The organism is Bacillus sp. FSL M8-0266 (assembly GCF_038613425.1).
Classification (GTDB): Bacteria; Bacillota; Bacilli; order Bacillales; family Bacillaceae; genus Bacillus; species Bacillus pumilus.
On record NZ_CP152015.1, the window covers coordinates 1,568,574 to 1,584,973 of the forward strand.

Below are 16,400 nucleotides of genomic sequence, written 5' to 3' on the forward strand. Positions count from 1 at the left end.
TAGACTCAAAAAGATTGAAAATTTTATCGATTTTAGCTTGACACAAAGTTGACACATCATATAAACTAAGTTCATAACAAATGATAAACAAAATAACAAATGTTAAAAGAAACAGATTTTTGTTAATTTTTATAACATTTGTTAAAAGTTTCAGATTATATTTCTAGCAATCTATTGAGAAGCAAGAAAACCTGAAAGGATGATTTAAATGTCTATCTATCAACAATTGTTAGCTCGAGAACGCAGTGGAGATCCAATCAAAGTAGGGATTATTGGAGCAGGCCAAATGGGCTTTGGACTCATTTCACAAATTTCTAAAATTCCAGGCATGATTGTTGCTGGTGTTTGTGATATTCACCTTAGTGCAGCAGAGAAGGCAGCGAATTTTTACAAGCAGCATGCAAAGCCGCATCAAATGGTTGTCACAAATGATTACAGAGAAGTGATTCAATCAGATTCCGTAGAAGTAGTCGTAGATGCAACAGGTGTCCCAGAAGTCGGAGCAAACATTTCTTTGGAAGCGCTTAATTCGAAAAAACATCTCGTTCTTTTAAATGTAGAAGTTGATATTACCATCGGGTTGGTCATGCATAAGTTATTCACAAATGCAGGACTTGTTTACTCAGGATCAGCTGGAGACGAACCAGCAGCAACACTAGAATTATATGAATTTGCGAAAACAATGGGTCTTGAGGTACTCGTTGCAGGGAAAGGAAAGAACAACCCATTCTTCCCAGAAGCAAATCCAGATACGTGTAAAGCAGAAGCAGATAGTAAACATATGAGTGCACATATGCTGGCTGCATTCCAGGACGGAACAAAAACAATGGCGGAAATGAACTTATTAAGTAACGCGACAGGGCTTCTGCCAGATAAAGTCGGTATGCACGGAGTCGAAGCCAATTTAGAAAATGTAGCAGATAAATTGAATCAAAAACAGCAAGGCGGCGTGCTCGATAACTTCGGAGTCGTTGAATATGTAAATGGACTTGCACCAGGTGTATTTGTCATCGTGAAGAGTGACCTTGAGCCAGTAGATGAAGAGCTTCGCTACTTAAAAGTTGGAAAAGGCCCACACTACACACTTTACCGTCCTTTCCACTTAGCGAGTCTTGAAACACCTGTTACCATCGCAAAAGCAGTTTTACAGCATGATTCATCCATCCACCCAATTGGTGTACCAGTATCAGAAACAGTCGCTGTGGCAAAAAGAGATATTAAAGCTGGAGAATCACTTGACGGGATTGGCGGATACTCCGTAAGAGGTGTTCTTGAAACACATCAAGACATGAAAACGAACGGTCACATTCCAATTGGTTTAATCAGCGGAAAAGTCGTAGCGAAAAAAGACATCAAACTAGGACAATTCCTGACTCATGATGATGTAGAGCTTGATTCAAACACAACGGTCTGGAAGCTGCGTTCATTACAAGATCATTTATTTCAATCATAAGGACGTGAAGCTGTGGAAAAATTAGCGATCGTACTTTGTATCATTCTCATTGTGCAGTACGGGTTATCTTTTATTCAAATCAAGTACTACCGCAAGAGCATGGATTCACTTATTGATGATTACAGAGGGAAGCAAGGCTACCACTTATTTTCAGGAATGGAGCGGCGCAAAGTTGGCCCTGGAGCCATTGCGCTCATCATTGTAGATGAATCGTATATCATTCAAAAATGCCATGTGCTTGGCGGTGTGTCGATCTTATCTAAATTTAAAGAAGTCCCTTCATATGAAGGAAAGCATGTAGGGGCTGTGTTAGACGAACACCATATGATGAAGCAGACGTTGAAAAAACGCAAAAAGGGGCCAGCTGTCATGCACGCACTTTCCATGGCGGCTGAACAGGCACTTGTCTCGATTTCGAAAAAAAATATAACAAATGTGAACTAAAGAAAGGGGAGATGAAACATGGAATGGATTCAATGGTTTGGAGAGCACTTTATCGGAATGTTTGAAGCCGGCGGAAAGCAATTCATGGGTCTTGTTACAGGTATCGTTCCAACGCTTGTTGTGTTACTTACTTTCACTTATGCTGTCATGAAGTTTATTGGAGAAGAGCGAGTGAATAGAGCGATTCAGTTTGCTGCGAAATATACCATTTTGCGCTACACGTTAATGCCGATCTTATCCGTTCTTATTTTGACAAACCCAATGGCTTATACGTTTGGCCGCTTCTTACCCGAAAAACAAAAACCAGCATTCTATGATTCAGCTGTTTCATTTGTTCATCCGGTGACATCACTGTTTCCGTATGCCAACGCAGGAGAACTGTTTGTCTACTTAGGGATTGCGAACGGTATTAAAGAGGCAGGATACTCAATGTCAGAGCTTGCTGTTCGGTACTTCTTAGTCGGGATCGTCGTCATTTTACTTCGCGGTATTATTACTGAATGGATTACAAAGTACTTAGCAGGAAAAATGAAAGCGAATTCACAATAGGGGAGGGTTAGACATGACAAACCACAAAGTATTTGTTGCAAAAGGTGCTGGCGGATGGGGACAAGGCTTGGAGCTTGAACCAACCGGTAAAAAAAGAAAGGTTGTTTCCATTACAGGGGGAGGCATTCACCCAGTTGCACGTAAAATTGCAGAAATGACAGGGACAGAAGCATGTGATGGCTTTAAAAACTCGATACCAGAAGATGAAATGATGTGTGTTGTCATTGATTGCGGAGGAACCGCGCGAATCGGACTTTATCCAATGAAGCGCATTCCAACTGTAGACGTTTTGGCATCCTCTCCTTCTGGACCGCTTGCAAAACATATTACAGAGGATATCTTCGTATCAGGCGTTACAGAAAAAGATATTTCCTTTGCGGAAGCATCGGGTGGTGAGGCAAAAGTAGAAGGTCAGGAAAACAGTGAGCCGATTGACAAGGAGAATTTCAAAGAAACCTATTCAAAACTGAAAGAGGAAAATCTCGAGCGTCAGGAAAAAGGTAATTTCCTGATGAGGTTCTCAAGAGGAATTGGGAAAGTCACCGGTACGTTCTATCAGGCTGGTCGTGATTCCGTTGATATGCTTTTGAAAAACATTATTCCATTCATGGCATTTGTCAGTATGTTAATTGGAATTATCAATTATACAAAAATTGGTGACTTGATTGCCCATTTTCTATCACCACTGGCAGGATCTATTTGGGGACTCTTACTGCTCGTTGTGGTCTGTACATTGCCATTCCTATCACCTGTCTTAGGACCTGGTGCAGTCATTGCACAAGTGATCGGTGTTCTGATTGGTAGTCAAATTGCACTAGGAAATATTCCGCCTCAATTTGCACTTCCTGCATTATTTGCCATCAACGGTCAAGTAGGGTGTGATTTCATTCCAGTTGGGCTATCACTTGGTGAAGCGAAGCCGGAAACGGTACAATATGGAGTACCAGCTGTTTTGTATAGCCGTCTCATTACAGGGGTTCTATCTGTTGTGATCGCATACGCTGCCAGCTTCGGTATGTATTAAACGTATTAAAGGAGGAATCGAGATACATGGTCACACAATCTGTTGTAAAAGAAATCGGGATCTTAGTCCCGCAATTTAAAGAAGATAAGCTGATTGTTTTATTTGGACCCGCAGCGCCGCAGGAATTAAGAGATATGTCCGTCATACATGAGTTCGAACATTTAGAAGAAGAGCCGTTGAAACTGGGCGGTACCATTCAAGTGGGCGATCAAACGTACACGATCACAGCCCTTGGCAATAAAGCAAATGACAACTTTAAAGAACTCGGCCATATTTCGATCTACTTCCAAGAGCCGTTTGATGATGTATTACCGGGAGCTGTCTTTGCATCCCCGCACACGTTTCCTGATATAAAAGAAGGCGTACGAATTGAAATTTCGTAGCTATGAAGAAAAGCTGTTCCGTAAAAGGAGCAGCTTTTTTATGTGAGGTTTACCAGAAAGAGCATTTGCGATATGCTGTAAACATTCATTATTTGTTTATTCAGAATTTTTACTCAGGGGGAAATGATGGTGTCACTTGAATTGAAGAATGTTTCTTTAAAACGAAATGGAAAATGGCTGCTTCAGTCTGTTGACTGGCATGTGAACAAAGAGGAGCACTGGGTGCTTTACGGTTTAAATGGTGCGGGGAAAACCGCTTTATTAAATATGCTCTGCTCATATTATTTCCCTTCATCAGGTGAGATGACCGTGCTGGGACATGTCTTTGGCAAGGAGGCTCTTGGCGAAAAACTCAGGAAGAAAATTGGCCTCATTTCTGCGGGACTTGAAAAGAAACTGCACAGAGACGACAATGCATTTGAAATTGTTCTCAGCGGGGCATTTGCCTCCATCGGGCTTTATGAAACCCCGACAGATGAGATAAGGGAGAAAGCCATTGATCTATTAAAAGCATTTGGTTCGTTCAAATATGCAAACCGGACATATGAAACCCTCTCACAAGGAGAAAAGCAGAAAGTCCTGATTGCGAGGGCTTTAATGAATGATCCCAAGCTCCTGATTTTAGATGAGCCTGTGACAGGTCTTGATTTTTTAGCAAGAGAACAGGTGCTGGAGACCATCTCATTCATTGCTTCAAAGCCTGATGCGCCTACTTTGCTTTACACGACCCATCATGCAGAAGAGATTTTGCCTGTTTTTCAGCATACCTTATTATTAAAAGATGGGACTGTTTTTGATCAAGGGAAAACAAAAGAGATGATGACAAGCGACTTGCTTTCTACCTTCTTTGAATGTCCGGTAGATGTGATGTGGAGAAATGGCCGTCCTCACTTAAGTAAATTGTAGATAAAAGAAACTATTGGTCTGCATCCCTGCTTTTCCATCATACATATTATAGTAGAAAACGAAAGGCGGGGAAGGACAGATGATCAGTATTTCTGAATTCCAAATCAAGGATGTTGTCGATGTGTCTAGCGGAAAAAAACTAGGCACCATTGGGGACATTGATATCAATGTTACGAGTGGTAAAATACAAGCAATCATTATCGGCGGCACAGGTAAAATGATGGGATTTTTCGGAAAAGAAGAGGAAATGATTGTCCCGTGGCGAAATATAGTAAAAATTGGCGAAGATGTGATACTTGTCCGATTGTCTTCTTAAAATTCGTATAACTCCTCAATGAATCATTTAATGATCCTTAACATAAGCTCTCCATTCTCAGCAAACAATGTCTTTTTCGGGTAAAAAGATTACGTTTTCATATCAATTTGCAAAAAAACCTGTAGAAAGGGCACATTTGAGTGTAATATTTAATGAATCCCACTAACTGTCTACGCATGTCTTGTGGTAAAATAGGAGCGATATAAAGAGAGATGAATGAAAGGTGGGAGGGCAGCTTTGACACACAATTATGACCCCTTTCAGCAGAAATCACCTTATGCAATGATGATTCATGATTGGACGAACATGACATGTTCTGGTAAAGAGGTATTGGCCGGATTTACGACAAAAAATGGCGGCTTCAGCCTTTCTCCATATCAATCATTGAACACTGGACTCCATGTAGGAGATGATGCTTCTAGTGTCCAACTGAATCGTCAAGTCATAGCAGATGCTACTGCTGTGCCGCTCTCTGATTGGGTGTTTGCAGACCAAACACACGAGGACCGTATCAAGAAAGTCACCAAGGAGCAAAGAGGAAAAGGAAGTCTTCATTATCATGAGGCACTGCCTGGAACAGACGGCTTATATACGTCTGAACCGAACATCATGCTCGCTCTTTGTTTCGCCGATTGTGTTCCGCTTTATTTTCTAGCTCCGCAACATGGACTCATCGGAACAGCCCATGCCGGGTGGAAAGGAACCGTCAAGCAAATTGGTGCAAAAATGATAGATCTATGGGTCAATCAAGAAGGTGCTAAGACCGATCAAATACAAGTCGTCATTGGACCATCCATTGGCAGCTGCTGCTACATAGTTGATGATGTGGTCTTGAATCAAGTGAAACAGCTTCCCTTTTTGACAGAGGATGTGTATTCCGAGATATCACAAGGACAATATAAATTAGACTTAAAAACATTAAACAAAAACGTATTGCTTCATGCAGGGATGAAAGAAGAAAACATACATGTCAGTTCGATGTGCACAAGCTGCAATGATCAGCTATTCTTCTCACACCGGCGTGATCAAGGAAAAACAGGACGTATGATGTCTTTTGTCGGGTTTAAGGAGGCATAAGAGCAATTGAATGTACGAGAGAATCTCAGACAAATAAATGAACAAATAAACGAAGCATGTAAAAGAGCCGGCCGGAACCCAGACGATATATCAGTCGTCGCTGTCACAAAATATGTCTCGATTGAGCGAGCACAAGAAGCCAAAGAAGCAGGAATTTTGCATTTTGGAGAAAATCGTGACCAAGGGTTACTTGAAAAACAAGCGGCCATAACCGATGAAAGCATTAGCTGGCACTTCATCGGCAGTTTACAAACACGAAAAGTAAAATCTGTCATTCAGAGCATTGACTACTTACATTCGCTCGACAGGATCTCTCTTGCGAATGAAATTGAAAAAAGAGTGGATCACACGGTTCGCTGTTTTGTACAGGTGAACACATCGCTGGAGGAGTCAAAACATGGCTTACAAAGTGAAGACGTGATTCCATTTGTGAAGCAGCTCGCCGATTTCAAAAAGATTGAAATTGCTGGACTGATGACGATGGCTCCATTTACAGACGATCACACTGTGATAAGAAACTGCTTTAAAACATTAAAAAACCTTCAAGAAGAAGTAAAACATCTTAACCAAGTAAATGCACCTTGTCAGCATTTATCGATGGGCATGTCAAATGATTTTGAAATCGCAATTGAAGAAGGTGCGACATTCGTTCGGATTGGCTCTTCACTTGTTGGAAATGAAACAGGAGGTGCGTGACATGAGCATAAAAAATAAGTTTAAAAGCTTTTTCACTCTCGACGATGAAGAGTATGAGTACGAATATATTGATGAAGAAAGAGAACCAGTCCAGGAAGAAAAAGGAACGAAGGACAAAGCGGCATTTCAAGAGCGTCCGCAGACAGGAAAACAAAATGTCGTCAGCTTGCAAAGCGTGCAGAAATCCTCTAAAGTGGTGTTAAGTGAGCCGCGTGTTTATGCAGAAGCGCAGGAGATTGCAGACCATATTAAAAACAGACGTGCAGTCGTCGTGAATTTGCAGCGCATTCAGCACGATCAAGCAAAGCGAATCATCGACTTCTTAAGCGGAACTGTTTATGCAATCGGTGGAGACATCCAGCGCATTGGCTCGAATATATTCCTCTGCACACCTGATAATGTGGATGTATCTGGCACAATATCAGAACTTTTGACAGAGGAAGAACCTCAGAGGTGGTAAATCATAGTGATTCTAAATTTCATTTTTAGTATTTTAGAAACGGTATTAACGATTTACTCATTCGCGATTATTATTTACATCTTTATGTCATGGGTGCCATCTGCAAGAGAAACAGCAATTGGGCGTTTTCTGACAAATATTTGCGAACCATATTTAGAACCATTTCGTAAAATTATTCCGCCAATTGGCATGATTGACATCTCGCCAATTGTGGCATTGCTTGTGATTCGTTTTGCATCAACATATGGACTAACTGGTCTTTACAATATGATTGCACGCTTCATGTAGACAGGCTGCCGGGCTTGGCGCTGCCAGGCTCTTTTACATAAGAGGGGAACAAAATGAGCGATATTTATCAACATTTTAGAAAAGACGAACAGCCATTTGTCGACCAAGTGTTAGGCTGGAAAAAAATCGCACTCGACCAGTATCGAATGAAATTAACAGACTTTCTTGATCCGCGTGAGCAGTTTATTACCGAGTCCATCATCCAGCATGCTGATGAGCTTGGAATCATGTTTTTTGGCGGGTATGAAGGAGCGGAGCGGAAAAGAGCGTTCATTTATCCTGAATATTTAGAACCGGCTACTCAGGATGCTGAGCTGTCTTATTTTCAGGTGAACTATGCGAAAAAATTTATTTCGCTAGAACACCCGAAGCTCCTTGGTTCACTTATTGGGACAGGCTTGAAGCGTCAAAAATTTGGAGATTTGTTATTTTCAGAGGAAGATGTGCAGTTTATTTGTACGAGTGATGTCGCCGATTTTGTTCGAGCGCAGCTGACGCATGTCGGCAGAGCCTCCGTTTCATTAGAGGAAATCACGCAAGCAGATTTAAAGCCGGTTATCAGCAAGACTGACATCAAAGAAGATACAATTTCTTCACTGCGGCTTGATGCGGTATGTGCTGCAATCAGCCGTCAGTCTCGACAAAAGGCACAGCTTTTGGTCAAAAATGGGCTTGTCAAAGTTAACTGGAAAGTCACTGAGGACCCTTCCTTTACAATTGGCGAAGGCGATCAGCTCTCTGTCAGGGGATTTGGCCGCTTTAGCCTCAAAACGATTGATGGGAAGACCAAAAAAGATAAATTTAAAGTAACATTTGAGCTTCTGATATAACGAACTTGAATCTGGAGGTGGCGAGGTTGCCATTAACACCTAATGATATTCATAATAAAACGTTCACAAAAAGCTTTCGCGGATATGACGAAGATGAAGTAAACGAGTTTTTAAGCCAAGTACGTAAAGATTACGAAATCGTGCTTCGCAAAAAGAATGAACTCGAAGAAAAAGTAAACGAGCTTGACGAAAGACTAGGTCATTTTGCAATAATTGAAGAAACATTAAACAAATCAATTCTTGTGGCGCAGGAAGCAGCAGAAGACGTCAAACGTCATTCTGATAAAGAAGCGAAATTGATTATTCGTGAAGCGGAGAAAAATGCAGATCGTATTATCAACGAAGCGCTATCTAAATCACGAAAGATTGCGATGGAAATCGAAGAGCTGAAGAAGCAGTCGAAAGTCTTTAGAACTCGATTCCAAATGCTCATCGAAGCTCAGCTTGATCTTCTAAAAAATGACGATTGGGATCATTTACTGGAATATGAAGTTGACGCTGTCTTTGACGAAAAAGAATAAGCGCATCATCTTGACATGATGTGTGCAAGTTGCATATAATACCATCATAAATTAACAAGAGATAAACGTTTGAAAGGGACACTCGCAGTTGTCATATGCGTAATAAAGCGAATCAGGGATGGTGGAAGCCTGACATTACGAGACGCTGCAATGAGATCACCCCTTTAGTTCCTTTTCTGAAATGACCAGTAAGAAAAGGCGTCTGATCACGTTACGATTTTAGAGTGGATAAGCGGCTGTGTCATAGCGCTTGTCTAAAAGGGTGGTACCGCGAGACAAGCCTTCTCGTCCCTTATGGGATGAGAGGGCTTTTTTTATTGTTTTTTAATCAGAATTTGCATATGGAGGAATGGGTATGAACTACAAAGACACCTTATTAATGCCGAAAACAGAATTCCCAATGAGAGGGAACTTGCCGAACAAAGAGCCTGAAATCCAAGAGGAGTGGGCAGAAAAAGACATCTATCAAATGGTTTTAGAGCGTACAAAAGGACGCCCGACCTTTATTTTGCATGATGGACCTCCATATGCGAATGGTGACATTCATATGGGGCACGCACTCAATAAAATCCTAAAAGATTTTATTGTCCGTTTTAAATCAATGAATGGCTTCCATGCACCGTACGTACCGGGCTGGGATACACACGGCTTACCAATTGAAACAGCGCTCACTAAAAATAAAAAAGTCAAACGTAAAGAAATGTCGACAGCTGAATTCCGCAAACTATGCGAGGAGTATGCTTGGAAGCAAATCGAAGGTCAGCGCAATCAATTTAAGCGATTAGGCGTCAGAGCAGACTGGGACAATCCATATGTCACGTTAAAGCCTGAGTATGAAGCGCAGCAAATTCTTGTCTTCGGTGAAATGGCGAAGAGAGGCTATATTTACAAAGGACTAAAACCTGTTAACTGGTCTCCTTCAAGTGAGTCAGCTCTTGCTGAAGCGGAAATTGAATATAAAGACAAACGTTCACCATCCATTTACGTTTCATTTAAAGTGAAAGATGGAAAAGGCGTACTTGAAAACGGTGAACAATTCATCATCTGGACAACAACACCTTGGACACTTCCTGCAAACCTTGGCATTTGTGTTCATCCAAACCTAGAGTACAGCGTTCTTCAAGTAGGTGCTGAGCGATATGTTGTCGCATCTGAGCTTGTTGAACAAGTGGCAAAAACGCTTGGCTTTGAAGAGTATGAAGTCGTGAAAACATTAAAAGGAAAAGAATTAGATAACGTCGTTGCAGAGCATCCGATCTATGGTAGAGATTCACTTGTGATGCTTGGTGACCACGTGACAACGGATGCAGGTACAGGCTGTGTTCATACAGCACCAGGTCACGGGGAAGATGACTTTATTGTCAGCATGAAGTACGGTCTTGACGTACTATGTCCAGTAGACGAAAAAGGTGTCATGACAGAAGAAGCGTCTGGTTTTGAAGGACTATTCTACGAAGATGCCAATAAAGCCATCACAGAACAGCTTGAAGCAAAAGGCGCGCTGAAAAAGCTCGACTTTATCACGCACTCTTACCCGCATGACTGGAGAACGAAAAAACCAACGATTTATCGTGCAACCGCTCAGTGGTTTGCATCGATTAAAGACTTTAGAGAAGCGCTACTAGACAATATTAAAGAAACGAAATGGGTGCCAGCATGGGGCGAGACACGCCTATTCAATATGGTGCGTGACAGAGGTGACTGGTGCATTTCAAGACAGCGTGTATGGGGCGTTCCAATTCCGGTCTTTTATGCCGAAAATGGTGAGCCAATCATCACAGATGAAACAATTCAGCATGTCTCTCAATTATTTAGAGAACATGGCTCGAATATTTGGTTTGAAAAAGAAGCGAAAGAACTATTGCCAGAAGGCTTTACACATCCAGGCAGCCCGAACGGAGAATTCACAAAAGAGCAGGACATCATGGATGTATGGTTTGATTCTGGTTCTTCTCACCAAGCTGTTTTAGAAGAAAGAGATGACCTTGTTCGTCCGGCAGACCTTTACCTTGAAGGCTCTGACCAATATCGCGGCTGGTTTAACTCTTCCTTATCAACAGCAGTTGCTGTCACTGGAAAAGCACCGTATAAAGGTGTTCTCAGCCACGGCTTTACGCTTGATAAAGAAGGACGCAAGATGAGTAAATCATTAGGCAATACGATTGACCCAACGAAGGTAGCGAAGCAGCTTGGGGCGGAGATTCTGAGACTTTGGGTATCTTCTGTCAACTATCAAGCCGATCACCCGGTGTCTGATGATATCTTAAAACAAGTAGCAGAGGTCTATCGTAAAATCCGTAACACATTCCGCTTCCTGCACGGTAACCTATTTGACTTTGATCCAGCAGTCCATGCAGTACCTGTAGAAGAGCTTCGCGAAGTGGACCAATATATCTTAATCAAATTAAACAAATTGATTGATAAAGTGAAAAAAGCATATGACGACTACGAATTTGCGGTCGTGTATCATGCAATTCACAATTTCTGTACGATTGAGCTAAGCTCATTCTATCTCGACTTTGCAAAGGATGTCGTGTACATTGAGCATGCAGATCATCCAGACCGCCGCAGCATGCAGACAGTCTTCTACGAAACATTAATGGCGTTAGTGAAGCTGACTGCACCAATTCTTCCGCATACAGCAGATGAATTATGGAGCCACTTAAGCTTTGTTGAAGAGCCAAGTGTTCAGTTAACAGATATGCCAGAAGGTGTGGCTGTTTCTCAAGCAGAAGCGACAGAAGCGAAGTTCGACCGCTTCATGGAAGTGCGTGACGATGTGCTAAAAGCGCTCGAAATTGCGCGTAACGAGAAAGTCATCGGACGTTCTCTTGAAGCAAGTGTGACACTTTACGCGACAGATGAAGTGAAAGACCTTCTTGCATCCATTAAAGAAGATGTGAAGCAGCTCTTTATCATCTCTGAACTAGCGGTAGAAGATAAGCAGAATGCAGATGCATCAGCACCTGAATACACATCAGGACGTATTGTGGTTCAAAAAGCAGAAGGAGAATTGTGCGAACGTTCTCGCGTTATTTCAAAAGATGTTGGTGCAAATCCGAAATACCCAACATTGTCGCTTAAAAATGCTGAAATCGTGGAAAAATATTACCAGAATTAACAGTGTGATATGACCAACTAGCGCCCCGCCATAAGCGGGGCGTTTTCTATTCTGAGAAAATGACAGCGTTTAGAACGAAAGGAAAAATCTTATGGCTTTAAAGTGATCAGGCGGGGTAACAATATGATTATCACGACAGGGCAGGAGTTGAAATAGCGACATGAATGGCGATCTAGAGACGATTTACACGGAACTCCTTCAAATGAAAGAAGAGCTGCAAGCTAAACTGTTTGAATACGCATCATTTCGTTCACCCGCTGAGCATGTCTCAATGAACGAGGTCCAAACGACCACGCTTCTTTATCACATCAAAGAAGAGCTGCAAGATGTGTCTCTCGCTATTGCAAAAATTGAGCAAGGAACCTATGGTATATGTGAGGCGACAGGTGATGTCATTCCGCTTGAACAAATGATTATTCTTCCTACCGCCCGCACGGCTGACGACTTTTTATATCATAAGCAATACGAGAAAAAAGCATTCACTCCTTATCCTCATGAATCAGATGATTCTCATTTTGAAGCCTTCCACATGTAGGGAGGTTTTTGTCTGTCAACTAAAGTTTCTTTACTCCTCCCTGTTTTCTTGATAAAATGCTTAAAGATCAAAGTATGAAAGTGGAGGAACGTGTGTGTTCTATTACATAATCGCATTCGTGATGATTTGTTTAGATCAATTAACAAAATGGCTCATTGTCAAAAATATGATGCTCGGAGATTCTTATCCAGTGATTGATGGCTTCTTTTATATCACGTCACACCGAAATTCAGGCGCCGCGTGGGGAATTCTCCAAGGACAAATGTGGTTTTTCTATGTGATCACACTCGTTGTTATTGCGGGAATTGTTTATTATTTGCAAAAGCATGGACAAAAGGACAAGCTGCTTGGAGTTGCGCTGGCCTTAATGCTTGGCGGAGCGATTGGGAATTTTATCGACCGCGTTTTCCGTCAGGAAGTGGTAGATTTTGCTCATTTCGTCTTTGGGAATTATCACTACCCAATCTTTAATATTGCAGATTCTTCTCTATGTGTAGGGGTTATTCTGCTCTTCATTCAAATGCTTTTAGATGGAAAGAAAACGAAGGAGTCAACTACATGAATCAAGTAAATATTGCCGTTTCAGAAGAACAAACGAGTGAACGGCTTGATAAATTTCTAAGCACGACAGAACCAGAATGGTCAAGAACCCAGGTCCAGCAGTGGGTAAAGGATGGGCTGATCGAAGTAAACGGGAAACAAGTGAAAGCCAATTACAAAGTACAACCTGGAGATCAGATTAAAGTCGAGATTCCAGACCCAGAAGTACTAGATGTAGAAGCAGAACCAATGGATCTTGATATTTATTATGAGGATGCAGATGTGCTAGTGGTGAATAAACCTCGAGGAATGGTTGTTCATCCAGCGCCAGGTCACGTCTCCGGAACACTTGTGAATGGCCTGATGGCACATTGCACGGACTTATCAGGGATTAATGGTGTGATGCGTCCTGGAATTGTCCACCGAATTGATAAAGACACGTCTGGACTGTTAATGGTCGCGAAAAACGATATGGCGCATGAATCACTCGTCAATCAGCTTGTGGCTAAGACCGTCACAAGAAAATATACGGCCGTTGTCCATGGCATTATCCAGCATGATACAGGCACAATTGATGCCCCAATTGGCAGAGACAAAAAAGACCGCCAAAGCATGACGGTGACAAAAGAAAGTGCAAAACAAGCCGTCACTCACTTTGATGTGATTGAACGCTTTGAGGACTTCACGGTGGTGGAGTGCCGACTTGAAACAGGAAGAACACACCAGATTCGTGTTCATATGAAATATATCGGTTATCCGCTTGCAGGAGATCCGAAATATGGACCGAGAAAGACAGTCGATTTCAATGGTCAGCTGCTGCATGCAGGTGTTTTAGGATTTGATCATCCTAGAACAGGAGAATATATCGAGTTCACAGCACCGATTCCTGCTGATATGCAAGCTTTTATCGATTCATTAAGAAATAACGATTGACAGGCCGTTCTTTTTTTGAAATAATAAACGAAGAAATGAAGATTCTTTAAAACAGTCCAGAGAGGCTGAGAAGGATAACGGATCAATTTGTGCACGTGTATGCACAAATGAACGCCCCTCTCTGCCCTTTGCAGAAGGGGCTTTTTATTTGTCAAAAAGAGGTGTAAAAGATGGAACAAAAAGCAGTCATTCTTGATGAACAAGCGATCAGACGAGCGCTTACCCGAATTGCACATGAAATGATTGAGCGCAACAAAGGGATGAAAGATGTCATCCTTGCGGGGATCAAGACAAGAGGCATTCATCTTGCAAAGCGCCTTGCAGAGCGCATCGAGCAAATTGAAGGAAATCCAGTCATAGTGGGTGAACTTGATATTACGCTATACCGTGATGACCTGACAAAAAAGACAGACAACCAAGACCCGCTTGTAAAGGGTGCAGACATCCCAGCTGACATTAATGACAAAACACTGATCGTCGTTGACGATGTCCTGTTTACAGGCAGAACCGTCAGAGCGGCCATGGATGCCCTTGTGGATGTAGGAAGACCATCTTCCATTCAGCTTGCTGTTCTCGTCGACCGGGGACACCGGGAGCTGCCGATTCGAGCGGATTATATCGGGAAGAACATTCCGACATCAAAAGCAGAGACAGTTATGGTTCAGCTGAATGAAGTAGATCAAAACGACCTTGTCGCTATATATGAAAAATAACCTTTTTAAATGCATTCCAGAGAGTTTGCAAAGAGGGCAATAACAGAGATACCGAGCACGGCAAACATGACGTGTACGGTTTTTCTAGGCCTCTTTGCGCATACTCGCAAAGAGGCTTTTTTAATGAAGAAGGACACATCTAGGAGGAAAAATCATGAGTCAGCAAAAAGCCAATTTAGGCATTCGAGATATCCCAAAACCGTTCACATGGCTATCACTTAGCCTTCAGCATTTGTTTGCCATGTTTGGTGCGACCATACTTGTACCAAAGATTATTGATATGAGTCCAGCAGTCGCGCTCATCTCAAGTGGTGTTGGAACCATTGTTTACTTAATCATCACAAGAGGCCAAATTCCGGCGTATCTTGGATCGTCCTTTGCCTTTATCGCCCCCATACTGAATGTGAAAGCCACAGGCGACCCTGGAGCCGCAATGGTCGGTGCCTTCATGGCGGGTGTCGCTTATGCACTCATTGCACTATTTATTAAATGGCTCGGCACAGGCTGGCTGATGAAGCTTCTACCGCCTGTCGTCGTAGGACCGGTCATTATGGTCATCGGACTCGGACTCGCTGGAACAGCTGTCAACATGGCGATGTATGTTGATCCGAATGCAACCGAGCTTGTTTACAGCCTGAAGCACTTAATGGTCGCCGGCTTCACACTGGCTGTCACGATTATCAGCATGATTTTCCTAAGAGGATTCCTTAGCTTGATCCCAGTATTAATCGGCATTATCAGCGGCTATCTCTTTGCCTTATCACAAGGAATTGTGAACTTCCAGCCGGTCATTGATGCAAAATGGTTTGCTGTACCAGACTTCGTTGTACCATTTGTGGACTACACACCAGCTGTGACTTTAAGCATTCTCACCGTAATGGTGCCGGTTGCCTTTGTGACAATGTCTGAGCACATCGGCCACCAAGTGGTGTTAAGTAAAGTTGTAGGGCAAGATTTCATTAAAAAACCTGGTCTTCACCGCTCCATTTTAGGAGACAGTGCGGCGACAATTTTCGCTTCACTCATTGGCGGACCGCCGACAACAACGTATGGAGAGAATATCGGCGTCCTTGCCATCACAAGAGTGTTCAGTATCTTCGTCATCGGCGGAGCAGCAGTATTTGCAATCTGCTTCGGCTTTGTCGGAAAAATTTCAGCATTAATCAGTACAGTGCCGTCCGCGGTCATGGGAGGCGTTTCATTCCTGCTCTTTGGGATCATTGCCTCAAGCGGTCTGAGAATCCTGATTGATCATAAAGTGAATTTTGAAGAAAAGCGTAATCTCATTATCGCATCAGTCATCTTAGTCATCGGAATTGGCGGGGCATTCATTGAGGTGAAACAAATCAACCTCACACTATCTGGAATGGCACTTGCTGCCATCACGGGTGTCCTGTTAAACCTGATCCTGCCGCAGCAAAAAGCGGATGATGACGAGTCAAATGAATCGAATACAGAAAACCTTTTAAAAGAAGTCCAGTGAGGCTGACAAGGGTTCTAAAATGAGCAGAATGCACGAACGTGCCGCTGCTTCTTTTGGAGAACCCTAAGCTGCCGAGGCTTAGGGTTTTTTTGAACCTGAAAGTGATGAAAAACTAGAGGGGGAAGAAA

19 protein-coding genes and 1 other annotated feature are annotated in these 16,400 nt (G+C 42.5%); all 19 genes read left to right on the forward strand.

Features of this window, described 5'->3' with window-relative positions; all coding sequences use genetic code 11:
- The first annotated feature begins 208 nt into the window (after nt 1-208).
- Complete coding sequence (locus tag MKY83_RS07885) at nt 209-1,453, forward strand: SAF domain-containing protein (protein WP_012009880.1); 1,245 nt, start codon at nt 209-211, stop codon at nt 1,451-1,453.
- Nucleotides 1,454-1,465: 12 nt separating this feature from the next.
- Nucleotides 1,466-1,897: a transcriptional regulator GutM gene (locus MKY83_RS07890; protein ID WP_003212289.1), complete on the forward strand. Its 432-nt coding sequence runs from the start codon at nt 1,466-1,468 to the stop codon at nt 1,895-1,897.
- Nucleotides 1,898-1,915: 18 nt separating this feature from the next.
- Nucleotides 1,916-2,446: a PTS glucitol/sorbitol transporter subunit IIC gene (locus MKY83_RS07895; protein WP_003210918.1), complete on the forward strand. Its 531-nt coding sequence runs from the start codon at nt 1,916-1,918 to the stop codon at nt 2,444-2,446.
- A 13-nt stretch (nt 2,447-2,459) separates the two neighbouring features.
- A complete protein-coding gene (locus tag MKY83_RS07900; protein WP_044141984.1) occupies nt 2,460-3,470 on the forward strand; it encodes a PTS glucitol/sorbitol transporter subunit IIB in 1,011 nt (336 codons plus the stop codon).
- Between the two features lie 26 nt (nt 3,471-3,496).
- The gene (locus tag MKY83_RS07905; protein ID WP_007499733.1) at nt 3,497-3,853 is read left to right on the forward strand and encodes a PTS glucitol/sorbitol transporter subunit IIA; all 357 of its coding nucleotides are present in this window, start codon (nt 3,497-3,499) and stop codon (nt 3,851-3,853) included.
- Nucleotides 3,854-3,982: 129 nt separating this feature from the next.
- Nucleotides 3,983-4,759 carry an ABC transporter ATP-binding protein gene (locus tag MKY83_RS07910; protein WP_065097417.1) on the forward strand — a complete coding sequence of 259 codons (777 nt, stop codon included), beginning with the start codon at nt 3,983-3,985 and terminating at the stop codon, nt 4,757-4,759.
- A 79-nt stretch (nt 4,760-4,838) separates the two neighbouring features.
- Nucleotides 4,839-5,075: a YlmC/YmxH family sporulation protein gene (locus tag MKY83_RS07915; protein WP_008344958.1), complete on the forward strand. Its 237-nt coding sequence runs from the start codon at nt 4,839-4,841 to the stop codon at nt 5,073-5,075.
- Nucleotides 5,076-5,312: 237 nt separating this feature from the next.
- Complete coding sequence (gene pgeF / locus MKY83_RS07920) at nt 5,313-6,152, forward strand: peptidoglycan editing factor PgeF (RefSeq protein WP_081277109.1); 840 nt, start codon at nt 5,313-5,315, stop codon at nt 6,150-6,152.
- Between the two features lie 6 nt (nt 6,153-6,158).
- On the forward strand, nt 6,159-6,848 hold the full coding sequence (locus tag MKY83_RS07925) for a YggS family pyridoxal phosphate-dependent enzyme (RefSeq protein ID WP_044141983.1): 690 nt from the start codon (nt 6,159-6,161) through the stop codon (nt 6,846-6,848).
- Between the two features lies 1 nt (nt 6,849).
- Nucleotides 6,850-7,308, forward strand: a complete 459-nt coding sequence (gene sepF, locus MKY83_RS07930) for a cell division protein SepF (protein WP_003212271.1) — start codon at nt 6,850-6,852, stop codon at nt 7,306-7,308.
- A 6-nt stretch (nt 7,309-7,314) separates the two neighbouring features.
- A complete protein-coding gene (locus tag MKY83_RS07935) occupies nt 7,315-7,596 on the forward strand; it encodes a YggT family protein (RefSeq protein WP_217013039.1) in 282 nt (93 codons plus the stop codon).
- 53 nt (nt 7,597-7,649) lie between these two features.
- Entirely contained in the window at nt 7,650-8,426 is a 777-nt protein-coding gene (locus MKY83_RS07940) for an RNA-binding protein (protein WP_342488473.1), read from the forward strand.
- A gap of 26 nt (nt 8,427-8,452) precedes the next feature.
- Nucleotides 8,453-8,947 carry a DivIVA domain-containing protein gene (locus tag MKY83_RS07945; protein ID WP_044141980.1) on the forward strand — a complete coding sequence of 165 codons (495 nt, stop codon included), beginning with the start codon at nt 8,453-8,455 and terminating at the stop codon, nt 8,945-8,947.
- 61 nt (nt 8,948-9,008) lie between these two features.
- Nucleotides 9,009-9,243 (forward strand) — a binding site (T-box leader).
- A 59-nt stretch (nt 9,244-9,302) separates the two neighbouring features.
- Entirely contained in the window at nt 9,303-12,068 is a 2,766-nt protein-coding gene (gene ileS, locus MKY83_RS07950) for an isoleucine--tRNA ligase (protein WP_342488474.1), read from the forward strand.
- A 160-nt stretch (nt 12,069-12,228) separates the two neighbouring features.
- On the forward strand, nt 12,229-12,603 hold the full coding sequence (locus MKY83_RS07955) for a TraR/DksA family transcriptional regulator (RefSeq protein ID WP_113767639.1): 375 nt from the start codon (nt 12,229-12,231) through the stop codon (nt 12,601-12,603).
- Between the two features lie 94 nt (nt 12,604-12,697).
- A complete protein-coding gene (gene lspA, locus MKY83_RS07960) occupies nt 12,698-13,165 on the forward strand; it encodes a signal peptidase II (RefSeq protein ID WP_012009890.1) in 468 nt (155 codons plus the stop codon).
- Nucleotides 13,162-14,076: an RluA family pseudouridine synthase gene (locus tag MKY83_RS07965; protein ID WP_044141977.1), complete on the forward strand. Its 915-nt coding sequence runs from the start codon at nt 13,162-13,164 to the stop codon at nt 14,074-14,076. The genes lspA and MKY83_RS07965 overlap by 4 nt, the downstream gene beginning before the upstream one ends.
- 170 nt (nt 14,077-14,246) lie before the next feature.
- Nucleotides 14,247-14,789, forward strand: coding sequence for a bifunctional pyr operon transcriptional regulator/uracil phosphoribosyltransferase PyrR (pyrR, locus tag MKY83_RS07970; RefSeq protein WP_012009892.1), 543 nt, complete (start codon nt 14,247-14,249; stop codon nt 14,787-14,789).
- A 154-nt stretch (nt 14,790-14,943) separates the two neighbouring features.
- A complete protein-coding gene (locus MKY83_RS07975; RefSeq protein WP_342488476.1) occupies nt 14,944-16,272 on the forward strand; it encodes a solute carrier family 23 protein in 1,329 nt (442 codons plus the stop codon).
- The last annotated feature ends 128 nt before the right edge of the window (nt 16,273-16,400 follow it).